This is a genomic window from Azospirillum sp. VT-I1, assembly GCF_055698305.1.
Genome location: NZ_CP168800.1, coordinates 701,294 through 713,492, shown reverse-complemented (window position 1 = coordinate 713,492; position 12,199 = coordinate 701,294). Strand labels below are relative to the sequence as shown.

The window sequence follows — 12,199 nt, the reverse complement described above, 5'->3', positions numbered from 1 at the left end:
GGCTCATGTAATCGAGCGCCAAGCGCAGGAGATCATCATGGCCTACTCTTCGATCCACTCTACGTCCGGCGAATTGTTCGGCGCTGGAACAAAGGGCAACACTGTCTTTCAACGTGTCGTTCATTGGGTCCGCGAACGGATTGAGCTTCGCCGCGCGGAAAGTGAGCTGAACCATATGTCCGACGCCGAACTGTCCGACATCGGGCTGACCCGGGGCGAGATCCACAACGCGGTTCGCCGCGGATTCTGATCGACAGACTATCGAAGGGTTTGCCCAAGGCGTCTGGCGCCCGGCGACCCATCCGAGTCCCGAATGCGGAAAGCCCCGGAACATTCCCGGGGCTTTCGCATATGCACACGCATTAACCTTTTCTTCATCGACCCTGCCCATGCGGCACATATGCCTGGGAGGGGTTGCGCGCTGCAGCACAGTTATGGTTAATGCAGTTTAACATTAACCCCGGTTCTGTTCTAAAATGGAAACGGGGCGCCTTCGGGAACCCCAATCCTCCGTGAGAGCCGTGGCCGCATGAGTCTCATTCATCGCCTTCAGTCGCTGGAAGCGGAGCGCGACGCCGCCCGGGAGGAAGCCGAGCGGGCCAACCTCGCCAAGTCGAAGTTCCTCGCCGCCGCCAGCCACGATCTCCGCCAACCCCTGCAAGCGCTGTTCTTCCTGTCCGCGGCCCTGGCGCGCCATGTCGGCGACCACAGCGGGCGCGACCTGCTGTCCCGGCTCGACCAGGGGCTGGACACCATGAAGGGGCTGCTGGACGGCCTGCTGGAGGTCTCCCGGCTGGAGGCGGGGGTGGTGACGCCGGTGCTGGACACCTTCGCCGCCGGCGAGATCACCGACGCGCTCGACGCCGCCTATGCCGAGCAGGCCACCGCCAAGGGGCTGGTCTGGCGCGTGGAGGGCTGCGACGCCGTCCTGCGGACCGACCGCGGCCTGTTGATGCAGCTGCTGCGCAATCTTGTCGACAACGCCCTGCGCTATACCGAGGCCGGCGCCATCCGCATCCGCTGCCGGGTGGATGGCGAGAGGCTGGCGATCGAGGTGCAGGACACTGGCATCGGCATTCCGCCCGAACATCTGGACCGCATCTTCGAGGAGTTCCATCAGGTCGGCAATCCGGAGCGCGACCGGCTGCGCGGGCTCGGGCTGGGGCTGGCCATCGTGCGGCGGCTGTCGCAGCTGCTCGACCATCCGGTCCAGGTGCGCTCGGTGCAAGGGCAGGGCTCCGCCTTCCGCGTGCTGGTGCCGCTGGCCCCGGCCCGCCTCATTCCCACCCGTGCCGGCGGGGTGGACCGTCGGCCGGTGATCGACCGGCCGCGGCTGGCCGTGCTGGTGGACGACGACGCCGTGGTGCTGCTGGGCCTGCAGACGGTTCTGACCGAATGGGGGTTCCGCGTGGTGGCGGCGGACGGGGCCGACCGGGCGATGGACCGGCTTGAGGCGCTGGACCGCGCGCCGGACATCGTCATCGCCGATTACCGGCTGCGCGAAGGCCGCGTCGGCACCGAGGTGATCCGTCGTGTGCGCGAACGCTATGGGGCGGAGGTCCCCGCTATGATCCTGACCGGGGAGACCGGCATCGACACGCTGGCCGACGTCTCCGCCCACGGGGTGTCCGTGCTGCACAAGCCGGTGACCCCGCGCCAGCTGCAGGCCGAGGTGGACCGGCAGCTGCGGATCAAGCGCGGCGACGGCGTCGCCCGGGCCGCGCAGTAGGGACCGGCCCGCGGCAGGGCGTCGCCATCATCCTGTCAGATCAGCGCCCCCTGGCGCGCATCGTCCTCCGCCCCGTCGGCGGGGGTTTCGTCGTTGCGGCCGTTGCCGTTCAGCGCGATGCGGCCGGCTTCGGTCAGGCGGCAGACCAGCCAGTCTGGCTTCAGCGGATTGTCGAACCAGCGTTCCGCCCAACCGGCCTTCAGGCAGGCCTCGACCGTCGCCTTCTTCACGCGCTGCCCGCGCTCGTCGAACAGCGGCAGCTTGCCGCCCGGCTGGTCCAGACCGCGGCGCAGCCATGCCCCTTGGACGTCTGACGGGGCGCTGCGGGACGGGGAACGGCGGGGCTTGGCCATGGACGGGCAACTCTTGCGGATGCGGGATCGGACAGGGGATTGCCGGCCCCGGCGGGGGCTGTGGCAAAGTGGGGGCATCCTACGCGAAAGCGCATCCCGGATGCATCGAAAAGGAGGAGCCCACCCATGCCCGAGACCGGGACCGACCCTCTCGTCTTCGCCTATGTCACCGCCGGCTCCCGCGAGGAGGCGCTCCGCATCGGCCGCACATTGGTGGAGGAGCGGCTGGCCGCCTGCGCCAACGTGCTGGACGGCATGACGTCCGTCTATCGATGGAACGGCGCCGTCGAACAGGCGGAGGAGGCGGTGCTGATCGCCAAGACCCGGTCCTCTCTGTTCGACCGGCTGACCGCCCGTGTGCGCGACCTGCACGGCTACGACACCCCGTGCGTGGTGGAGCTTGCGGTGGGGCGCGGCAATCCCGCCTATCTGGACTGGCTGCGGGCGGAAACGGCCTGACCGCGTGGCAGGCGGACGGGCGGCGCAACCGGCACATGCCGAAACAGGATCTTGACGTCGATCAAGGTCGCGCGCTGCAGTTGACGCTAGGGATCGCGGGACTTGGCCGCTCCTTCGCGCCGACAGCCGACATCGGCCGGCCGCGTTGCCGGACCACCTTATCGAGGACATCGAGACCATGGACGATTGCTCCGCACACGGCCCCACCCCCTGTCGCTGGACGAGGCGGTCGCGCGCGTCGCGCAGGGCTACGGCGCCGTGACCGGAACGGAGGAGGTGCCGCTGCGCCAGGCCCTCGGCCGCATGCTGGCGGAGGAGGTGGTGGCACCGGTGAACGTGCCGCCGGCCGACGTTTCCGCCATGGACGGCTGGGCCTTCGCCGCCGAGTCCGGGGAGGGCTTCCGGCGACTGGAGATCGTCGGGCGCGTGCCGGCCGGCTCGAAGTACGAGGGAACCGTCGGGCCGGGGCAGGCGGTGCGCATCTTCACCGGCGCGCCGGTCCCGGCCGGCGTCGACACCGTGGCGATGCAGGAGGATTGCCGGACCGACGGCGACGCCGTTCTGGTCCCGGCCTCGCTGAAGCGCGGCTCCAACGTCCGTTCGGCCGGAGAGGACATGACGGCCGGTGCCGTCGTGCTGCACCCCGGCCAGCGGATGCGCGCTCAGGAGGTCGGCCTCGCCGCCGCGGTTGGCCGCTCCAGCCTGACGGTGCGCAAGCGGCTGACGGTGGTGCTGTTCTCCACCGGCGACGAGCTGCGGGAGCCGGGGGCGCCGAAGCCCGACCATGCCATCTATGACGCCAACCGCTACACGCTGGCCGCACAGCTCGATGCGCTGGGGGTGGAGGTGCGCGACCTCGGCATCCTGCCCGACCGGCCGGACGCCACCCGCGCCGCCCTGGCCGAGGCGGCCGGCACCGCCGACCTGATCGTCACCAGCGGCGGCGTGTCGGTCGGCGAGGAGGACCATGTCAAGGCGGCGGTCAACGCGCTGGGCTCCATCGACCTGTGGACGCTGGCGATCAAGCCGGGCAAGCCGCTGGCGCTGGGGCGGGTCGGCGATACGCCCTTCCTGGGGCTGCCCGGCAACCCGGTGTCGGCGATGGTGACCTTCCTGCTGGTCGGCCGGCCGCTGGTGCTGCGCCTGTCGGGGGCAACAAGCATCGCCACGCCGCGCAGTCTGGTGGTCGCCGATTTCACCTTCACCAAGAAGCCCGGCCGCCGCGAGTTCCTGCGCGCCCGGCTGGAGCGCGGCGAGGACGGCCGCCCGGTCGCGGTGAAGTTCCCCAGCGACAGCTCCGGCGTGCTGACCTCGATGGTGGAGGCGGACGGGCTGGTCGACATGCCGGCGGAGGCCACCGCGGTGCGGCCGGGCGATCTGGTGGACTTCCTGCCTTTCACCGGCCTGTTCGCGTGACGCTGGAGCAACTGCGCATCTTCGCCACGGTTGCGGAGATGCTGCACTTCACCCGCGCCGCCGAGGTGCTGCACCTGTCGCAGCCGGCGGTCAGTGCCGCCATCGCCGCGCTGGAGGCGGAGCATGGACTGCGCCTGTTCGACCGCATCGGCCGGCGGGTGGAACTGACCGCTGCCGGCCGGCTGCTCCATGGTCAGGCCCGCGCCATCCTGGCCAAGGTGGAGGAGGCCGGCACCATGCTGGCCGAGCTGTCGGGCCTGTCGCGCGGCTCCTTGCGCCTGGCGGCGAGCCAGACGGTCGGCAACCACTGGCTGCCGCCGCGCCTGCTGCGCTTTGCCGAGGCTTATCCGGGCATCCGCGTGGATCTGTCCATCGGCAACACCGAACAGGTGGCCGAGGCGGTGCGCGACGGCCGTGCCGAACTGGGCATCGCCGAGGGCGCGGTGGCCGATCCGGCGCTGGTCAGCGAACCGATCGAGGGCGACCGGCTACGGCTGGTGGTCGGGGCGGGACATCCCTGGGCCGGGTTGGGCCGGGTGCATCGCGATGCGCTGGCTGCGGGGCGCTGGATCCTGCGCGAATCCGGCTCCGGCACCCGCGCGCTGCTCGAGGCGGCGATGCGCGGCGCAGGAGTGGAGCCGGACGGGCTGGATGTGGCGATGACGCTGCCCGGCGGCGGGGTCATCCGGGCGGCGCTGCTCGCCGGGATCGGTGCCAGCGTGCTGTCAGACCTGATCGTCGCGGAGGATCTGGCGGCGGGGCGGATCGTGGCGCTGGAGGGGCTGGACTTGCCGGCCCGGCCCTTCCATCTGCTGCGCCACAGGGACCGCCACCGCAGCCTTGCCGAACGGGCGTTCGTCCGAGCCGCGCTGGACGGCGGATCGGCGACGGCCCCGCCCTGACGGGATCGCCTATCAGGCTGTCCGCAACCGTCGTGCGCCGAAGGCGGCGGCTTCGATGGCGGCGAATGCCAGCATCGAGATGCCCACCATCGGGAAGAAGAGGCCGCCTGCGACCGCGATGACGATCAGCCCCTTCGGCACGGTGGTTCCGGCCGGCAGCCGCGGTGCACCCAGGCTGCCCGCCGGGCGGCGCTTCCACCACATCACCAGCCCCGACAGCGTCAGCCCCACAATCGCCACCAGCGAGGCGAGCAGGACCAGCTGATTCGCCAGTCCGAAGGCCTGTCCCATGTGGATGCTGACCCCCCATTCGGCCAGACGGCCGAACAGTCCAAGGTCCTTCAACTGCATGTCGAACAGCGGCTTGCCGGTATACTGATCGAGATGGACGACGCGCTCCTTCGTGATGTCGTCTGGATAGACCGATGCCGTGAAAACGCCGTCCGGCTTGGTCGGAATGACGATGGCGTAGCCCGGCTCCATTCCCAGTTCATCGACCGTCCGCACCACGTCGTCCAGCTTGGCGGGAACGCCGGATGCCGTCTTGGACAGCGGGGTCGGCAGATTCTCGACGATCCAGGGGGCGCGGTCGATGGTATCCTTCAGCGGCACGGTGGAGACCGGATACTTGTCCCAGTAGCCGTCCGGCATGCCCATGCCGACCGCATAGGCGGCGCTGTAGAACTGCTTGCCCCAATATCCGGACCAGGGCAGGCCGGTCATCGCCAGAAAGACGATGAACACGCTGACGAAGATGCCGGTGACGGCATGGAGATCGCGCCAGAACATCCTTTTCCCCGGCCGGCCGCGGACGGTCACGACACCGCCCTTCTGACCGCGCGGCCACCAAAGATAAATGCCGGAGGCGGTCATCAGCACCATCCAGCCGGCGACGCCTTCGACGATGCGTTCAGCGAACCAGCCGACATATTGCAGGCTGTGCAGCTTGCGCACGACATACATGGTGGGCGATCCGGCGAAACCGCCATCCCACAGGCTGCCCAGCACCCGGCCGTCGTAAGGATCGACATAGACGATGTCCTTCAACCCGTCGGTGCCGACGATCTTCACCTCGGCAGGACGGTCGGGCGCGGCGGGTGGGGCGTAGCCCTTCAGCGTGCCGGGATGGGCTTCAAGCGCCTTCGCCACCAGGGCGGACGGAGCCAGCCGCTCCGTCGTTCGGGGGGCGACGATGCGCAGGTCGCGGTGCAGGCTGTCGTTGATCTCATCCTTGAACAGATAGATGGCGCCGGTGACGGACAGCAGGATGACGATGGGGGCGCAGATCAGGCCGGCAAAGAAATGCCAGCGCCACAGCGCACGATAAAGGGCAGAGCCGATGGCTCCGCCTTGCAGAGGTCCAGTCATGATTTTCCATTCGGTCGTCGCAGTGCGGATAGCCCGAAGTTCGGGCTGTTCAGTGCTTCGGCTGACGACCGGATGGCGGGGCCTGGGACTGGAAGGGCTTCCGCTCCTTCGGATGGAAGAGCCCGTCGGGCTTCGGCAGCTCCGCGGACAGCAGGATCGCAAGCGGCATGACCGGCATCTGGAAGGCCGGCAGCAGAGCGACATAGTGACCGAGCCAGCTGCAAGGCAGATGCAGCGGGGAGAGCTTTTGCGTGTCGGTGCCGTCGGCATCCGTCAGGGGAACGCTGTCCCGCAGGGGAACGCCGTCCCGCAGGGGAACGCCGTCCCGGTCGACCGGAAGATAGACGATCTCGCCGCCGGTGCAGATGGCGACATAGCCGTCGCGGTCGGCGGCGCCGGCAGCGGGAGCGGCGATGCGGACGAAGAGGCTCAGCGCCAGCGCGAGTGCAAGCGCCAGCCCCCACCGTTCCTGCAGTCCGCGGCAATAAGCCAGCATCCCGTTGCGACCGTCTCGCAGATCAGATGGTCGGGATCGTTACCTGATCCGCGACAGGCGAACAAGCGCCGTGAGTTCACCCTACGGCCGAAAGGTGCATCGGCGGTTCGCCATATCGCCAGCATCCGATTATCGGCGCTATAAACGGAGCGTCCCGTTTCCGGTGGTAAGGCGATATGATGGCACGGCTTTTGACGCTGCTCTGTGTCCTGGTGGTTATGGCCGTCGCGGCCGGTCCGGTCCGGGCCGACTACACTCCGCCGGGGGCGCTGTCCGACGCCACCGCCTATGCCAATGGGCTGCTGCTGAAATCGCCGCCGCAGCCGAAGCCGCAGGTGATCGCCGACCTGTTGAAGCAGGCGCGCGCCGCCCGCGACCGCAAGGACATGGCCGGCGCCATCCAGGCCTATGAAAAGACCATCACCCAGGGTGGCGGCTCGCCGTCGGTCTGGCTGGAGCTGAGTGCGGCCTGGATGGCCGCGACGCCGCCCAACCGCGACCGCGCGCTGCAGAGCGCCGTCATGGCCGGCCAGTTCAACCCGAAGGACGAGGAGCGCGTCGCCATCCTCTGGCGCATCGCCACCCTGATGGACGAGGCGTTCGGCAAGCCGGACGAGGCGGTCAAGGCGCTGAACGCCATCCGCCAGCTGGCGCCGAAGCTGGAGGCGGCCACCCTCGACACCCAGGCGCCGAAGCTGGAGGAGCGGTTCGTCGCCATGCGCCGCAAGGCCGGGCTGGCGATGACCGGCGTCACCGTCAATGCGGAGGGTAGCAGCCCGCGCGTCTGCTTCCAGTTCTCCGACCGGCTGAGCGGCAAGCAGGGCGTGCGTTTCGACGATTACGTCCGGGTGGAGCCGCCGACCAAGACCGCGCTCGAAGCGCGGGAGAACAGCCTGTGCCTGCGCGGCGTCAGCCACGGCAATGGCTATACCGTCACCCTGCGCCAGGGCCTGCCCGGCGAGGACGGGGTGGCGCTGAAGGCCGACGAGACCCAGCGCGTGCGCGTACCCGACCGGCCGTCGATGGCCGCCTTCCGCGGCTCCGCCTACATCCTGCCGCGCAAGGGCGCCGACGGCATCCCGGTGGTCAGCGTCAACACCGATCGGCTCGACGTGTCGGTCTACCGCATCGCCGACCGTGCGCTGGTGTCCAACAAGTACGAAGGCAGCATCTTCAACGAGCTGACCGGCTATTCCGCCGACCGGCTGGCACAGGAGAACGGCGAGCTGGTGTGGTCCGGCTCGCTGGAGGTGAAGGGGGAGCGCAACCGCGACGTCACCGCCGCGATTCCGTTCCGGCAGGCGGTGGGCGACGATCCCAAGGCCGGGCTCTATGTCGTCACCGCCCGTCCGCATGACGTGGAGGAGTCCGACCGCTGGGACGCGCTGGCGACCCAATGGGTCCTGCTGTCCGACATCGGCCTGACCAGCTTCCGCGGCGCCGACGGGCTGACCGTCTTCGCCCGTTCCTTCGGGTCGGCCAAGCCGCTGCCGGGGGTGGATGTGGCGCTGGTCGCCCGCAACAACTCCGAACTGGCCCGCGCCAAGACCGACGAGTTCGGCCGCGCCCGCTTCGCGCCCGGCCTGCTGAAGACCGGCGGCAATGCGCCCGAGATGGTGATGGCCTATCTCGGCACCGATTTCGCCATGCAGGATCTGACCGGCGCCGCCTTCGACCTCAGCGACCGCGGGGTGGGTGGGCGCCCGGCGCCCGGGCCGATGGACGCCTTCGTCTATTCCGACCGCGGCGTCTATCGCCAGGGCGAGACGGTGAACCTGTCGATCCTGCTGCGCGACGACAAGACAGAGGCGGTCGACAATTTCCCGCTGACCGTGAAGGTCCTGCGTCCCAGCGGCACCGAATATTACAGCGGCGCCCTGAAGGGCCAGGAGGCCGGCGGCTTCTTCCTGCCGCTGACCCTGACCCGCACGGCGCCGCTCGGCGGCTGGTCGGTGCTGGTCTACAGCGATCCCAAGGGCGAGCCGATCGGCCACGGATCCTTCCAGGTCGAGGATTTCGTGCCGATCAAGCTGGCGCTCGACCTGACCGCCAGCGCGCCGATCCTGGTGCCGGGACAGCCCTTCGAGGTGACGGCGCAGGGCCGCTTCCTCTACGGCCCGCCGGCCGCCGGTCTGGACGGCACCGCCGAGGTGGCGCTGAAGACCGACCCGATGCCCTATCCGGCCTTCAAGGACTATCGGTTCGGCCGGGTGCAGGACAATCCGACCGAGCGGCTCGACCCGCTGGAGTTCCCGACCACCGACGATCAGGGCGTGTCGCATGTCGCCGTGACGCTGCCGGAACTGCCCGACACCAGCAAGCCGCTGCGCGCCGACATCCGCGTCACCCTGTCGGAGCCGGGCGGCCGCCCGGTGCACAAGTCGGTGAGCGTGCCGGTCCGGCCGAAGACCCATGCGCTGGGCCTGCGCCCGCGCTTCTCCGACGGCCGCATCGGCGAGGGGGCGGAAGCCGCCTTCGACCTCGTCGCGGTGGCACCGGACGGCAGCGCCATCGCCAAGCCCGGCATCAAGTGGGAGTTGGTGGAGGAGCGGGTTTCCTTCGTCTGGTTCCGCCGCGATGGCCGTTACAGCTACAACGCCACGGTGCGCGACGTGCCGCTGGCGTCCGGCACCGTCGATGTCGCCGCCGACAAGCCGGCGCAGGTGGCGCTGGGCAGGCGCGACTTCGGCCGCTACCGGCTGGAGGTGACGGACAAGGCGGCGGGCGTCGCCAGCTCCTACCGCTTCTATTCCGGCTGGGCCAGCGGTGACGAGACCGCCGACATCCCGGACAAGCTGGAAGTCTCGACCGACAAGCAGTCCTACAAGCCCGGCGAGACCGCCCGCATCCGCGTCGCTCCGCCGTTTGCCGGCGAGTTGCTGGTGACGGTGGCGACCGACCGCATCTTCGACGTCCGCACCCTGTCGGTTCCGGCCGAAGGCGCGACGGTGGAAATCCCGGTCGATGCCGCCTGGGGTCCCGGCGCCTATGTCACCGCCACCGCCTACCGTCCGCCGGTCAAGGGGCGGGAGCGTCAGCCGGTCCGCGCCATGGGCGTGGCCTGGGTCGGCGTCGATCCGTCGGTGCGCACGCTGGCCGTCACGCTGGATGCGCCGCAGGTGATGCGCCCGCGCAGCCGGCTGGATGTCGGGGTGAAGGTCGCCGCCGCCGATGGCGGTTCGTTGGAGGACACCTATGTCACGCTGGCCGCGGTGGACGAGGGCATCCTGCGGCTGACCGACTTCGCCAGCCCGCAGCCGGAGAAGCATTATTTCGGCAAGCGCCGGCTGGGGCTGGACATCCGTGACGATTACGGCCGGCTGATCGACCCGCTCGACGGCCCCTATGGCGCCATGCGCCAGGGCGGCGATTCCAGCGGCGCCGGTCTGCCGGTGGTGCCCTTCACCGTCGTCTCGCTGTTCCAGGGGCCGGTCAAGGTGGGGGCCGACGGCATGGCCCGCATCGGCTTCGACGTGCCGGACTTCAACGGCGAGCTGCGCGTCATGGCGGTGGCCTACAGCCGCGGCCGGGTCGGCTCCGCCGCCGGTCCGGTGACGGTGCGCGATCCGCTGGTGGCCGACGCCATCCTGCCGCGCTTCCTCGCCCCCGGCGACGACAGCCGCGTGACCCTGTCGCTGCACAATGTGGAGGCGGCGGCCGGCACCTATGAGGTGGCGGTCACCGCGCGCGATGCGGTGTCGGTGGAGGGCGGCAACCTGTCGGTCCCGCTGGCGAAGGGCGAGCGCAAGACCCTGGTGGTGCCGCTGAAGGGTGTTGCTGCCGGCATCGGTCATGTCGCCGTGGCGGTGAAGGGGCCGGAAAACTTGGCGCTGAACCACGATTACGGCATCACCGTCCGCCCGGCCCGCGCGGTGGAGACGCAGTTCGTCACCCGCCAGATCGCGCCCGGCGAGAGCGTCCGCTTCGACGGGGCGGAGCTTGCCACCTACCTGCCGGGAACCACCAGCTGGTCGGCCAGCTTCACCACCGCCCCGCCCTTCGACGTCGCCGGCATCCTGCGGGCGCTCGACCGCTACCCGTACGGCTGCCTGGAACAGACGGTCAGCCGCGCCCTGCCGCTGCTGGTGGTGCGCGACGTGGAGCTGGCGCTGGGCAAGGACCGCAAGTCGGACGACGGGCTGGAGGCGCGGGTTCAGCAGGCGATCTCCCGCACGCTCGACAAGCAGCGCTTCGACGGCGCCTTCGGCCTGTGGGGCGCCCATGACGAGGCGGACGGCTGGCTGACTGCCTATGCCGCGGAGTTCCTGGTCCGCGCCAAGCAGAAGGGGGAGGCGGTTCCCGACAAGCCGCTGACCGATGCGCTGTCCTGGCTGCGCCAGCGCGCCATCGCCAGCGCGTCGGAGCCCAACGAGCTGGCGGTCCGCGCCTATGCCCTGCACACGCTGGCGCTGGCCGGCGTGTCGCTGCCGGGGCCGGCGCGCTATCTGCACGACACCGCTCTGGAGAAGCTGCCGACACCGCTCGCCAAGGGGCAGCTGGGGGCGGCGCTGGCCCGCATGGGCGACCAGGAGCGGGCGGCCAGCGCCTTCGACAGCGCGGTCGGTCATCTGGCGCGCGAGGAATGGCATGTCGATTACGGCTCCACCGTGCGCGACTCCGCGGCGCTGGTGGCGCTGATGACCGAGGTCAACATGGCCGGCAACCGCATCCCGGCCCTGATCGACCGGCTGCCCGCCTCGGCCACCGCCGCCAACCGCACCAACACGCAGGAGAAGGCGTGGTCGGTGCTGGCCGCCGACGCGCTGCTGCGCGGCGCGCCGGCCAAGGTGGAGGTGACGCTGGGCGGCACGCGGCGCGACGGATCGCGGGTCGATCTGACTCCGACGCTGGCCCAGCTGAAGGCCGGGATTCCGGTCGCCAACGCCGGCAAGGCGGCGGTGTGGCAGGCGGTGTCGCTGTCCGGCGTGCCGGTGGCGCCGCAGCCGGCGGCGCGCGAGGGGCTGCGCATCAAGCGCAACTTCTTCACCCGGAAGGGCGAGGTGCTGAACCTCGACACCATCAAGCAGAACGACGTCTTCGTCGTCGTGCTGGAGGGCGAGGCGAACACCAAGCTGTTCCACCAGGGCATCGTGACCCACGCGCTGCCCGCCGGCTGGGAGATCGAGAACGCCAAGCTGGGCGGCGGCACGCCGGAGGAGATGCAATGGCTGGGCGAGCTCAGCTACACCCGCACGACCGAGGCGCGAGACGACCGTTATGTCGCCGCGGTGGACCTGACGGAGGACCAGCAGACCTTTAAGCTGGCCTTCATCGTCCGCGCCATCACCCCCGGCACCTATGAGCTGCCCGGCGCGACGATGGAGGACATGTACAAGCCGCGCTTCTTCGCCCGCCAGACCACCGGGCGGATCACGGTCCATCCGGCGGAGTGACGATTGCGGAGGTGGTTTCGGCCATTGCGCCTGAGGTCAGACCAGCAACTCACAGTCTCGGATGCCCTTCTCCCCTTGCGGGA

Annotated in this window: 9 protein-coding genes; 6 read left to right on the top strand and 3 right to left on the bottom strand. The window is 69.8% G+C overall.

Features of this window, described 5'->3' with window-relative positions:
* Positions 1-37: 37 nt before the first annotated feature.
* Entirely contained in the window at positions 38-250 is a 213-nt protein-coding gene (locus tag AB8P05_RS03370) for a DUF1127 domain-containing protein (RefSeq protein WP_455171890.1), read from the top strand.
* 279 nt (positions 251-529) lie between these two features.
* Positions 530-1,729 (top strand): hybrid sensor histidine kinase/response regulator, encoded by a 1,200-nt coding sequence (locus AB8P05_RS03365; RefSeq protein WP_472758807.1) that lies wholly within the window; start codon positions 530-532, stop codon positions 1,727-1,729.
* Between the two features lie 35 nt (positions 1,730-1,764).
* Here AB8P05_RS03365 and AB8P05_RS03360 read toward each other — a convergent pair whose 3' ends face one another.
* Positions 1,765-2,082, bottom strand: coding sequence for a hypothetical protein (locus AB8P05_RS03360; protein WP_472758806.1), 318 nt, complete (start codon positions 2,080-2,082; stop codon positions 1,765-1,767).
* 126 nt (positions 2,083-2,208) lie between these two features.
* Between AB8P05_RS03360 and cutA the strand changes: the two genes are divergently transcribed.
* The 3 genes from cutA (at position 2,209) to AB8P05_RS03345 (ending at position 4,859) form a co-directional block, all read left to right on the top strand.
* Complete coding sequence (gene cutA, locus AB8P05_RS03355) at positions 2,209-2,541, top strand: divalent-cation tolerance protein CutA (protein ID WP_472758805.1); 333 nt, start codon at positions 2,209-2,211, stop codon at positions 2,539-2,541.
* 186 nt (positions 2,542-2,727) lie between these two features.
* Positions 2,728-3,957 carry a molybdopterin molybdotransferase MoeA gene (locus tag AB8P05_RS03350; RefSeq protein WP_472758804.1) on the top strand — a complete coding sequence of 410 codons (1,230 nt, stop codon included), beginning with the start codon at positions 2,728-2,730 and terminating at the stop codon, positions 3,955-3,957.
* Positions 3,954-4,859 carry a LysR substrate-binding domain-containing protein gene (locus AB8P05_RS03345; protein ID WP_472758803.1) on the top strand — a complete coding sequence of 302 codons (906 nt, stop codon included), beginning with the start codon at positions 3,954-3,956 and terminating at the stop codon, positions 4,857-4,859. The genes AB8P05_RS03350 and AB8P05_RS03345 overlap by 4 nt, the downstream gene beginning before the upstream one ends.
* Positions 4,860-4,871: 12 nt before the next feature.
* On the opposite strand, the gene AB8P05_RS03340 is transcribed toward AB8P05_RS03345, so the two are convergent.
* On the bottom strand, positions 4,872-6,227 hold the full coding sequence (locus AB8P05_RS03340) for a PepSY-associated TM helix domain-containing protein (protein ID WP_472758802.1): 1,356 nt from the start codon (positions 6,225-6,227) through the stop codon (positions 4,872-4,874).
* A gap of 49 nt (positions 6,228-6,276) precedes the next feature.
* Entirely contained in the window at positions 6,277-6,723 is a 447-nt protein-coding gene (locus AB8P05_RS03335; RefSeq protein ID WP_472758801.1) for a hypothetical protein, read from the bottom strand.
* Between the two features lie 179 nt (positions 6,724-6,902).
* Here AB8P05_RS03335 and AB8P05_RS03330 point away from each other — a divergent pair, with 179 nt between their 5' ends.
* Positions 6,903-12,116 carry an MG2 domain-containing protein gene (locus AB8P05_RS03330; RefSeq protein ID WP_472758800.1) on the top strand — a complete coding sequence of 1,738 codons (5,214 nt, stop codon included), beginning with the start codon at positions 6,903-6,905 and terminating at the stop codon, positions 12,114-12,116.
* Positions 12,117-12,199 lie beyond the last annotated feature (83 nt).

Excerpts from the sequence above, each read along its gene's own strand:
- AB8P05_RS03360 (WP_472758806.1), bottom strand. The coding sequence starts at position 2,082 with ATGGCCAAGCCCCGCCGTTCCCCGTCCCGCAGCGCCCCGTCAGACGTC.
- AB8P05_RS03340 (WP_472758802.1), bottom strand. The coding sequence starts at position 6,227 with ATGACTGGACCTCTGCAAGGCGGAGCCATCGGCTCTGCCCTTTATCGT.
- cutA (WP_472758805.1), top strand. The coding sequence starts at position 2,209 with ATGCCCGAGACCGGGACCGACCCTCTCGTCTTCGCCTATGTCACCGCC.
- AB8P05_RS03335 (WP_472758801.1), bottom strand. The coding sequence starts at position 6,723 with ATGCTGGCTTATTGCCGCGGACTGCAGGAACGGTGGGGGCTGGCGCTT.
- AB8P05_RS03370 (WP_455171890.1), top strand. The coding sequence starts at position 38 with ATGGCCTACTCTTCGATCCACTCTACGTCCGGCGAATTGTTCGGCGCT.
- AB8P05_RS03330 (WP_472758800.1), top strand. The coding sequence starts at position 6,903 with ATGGCACGGCTTTTGACGCTGCTCTGTGTCCTGGTGGTTATGGCCGTC.
- AB8P05_RS03365 (WP_472758807.1), top strand. The coding sequence starts at position 530 with ATGAGTCTCATTCATCGCCTTCAGTCGCTGGAAGCGGAGCGCGACGCC.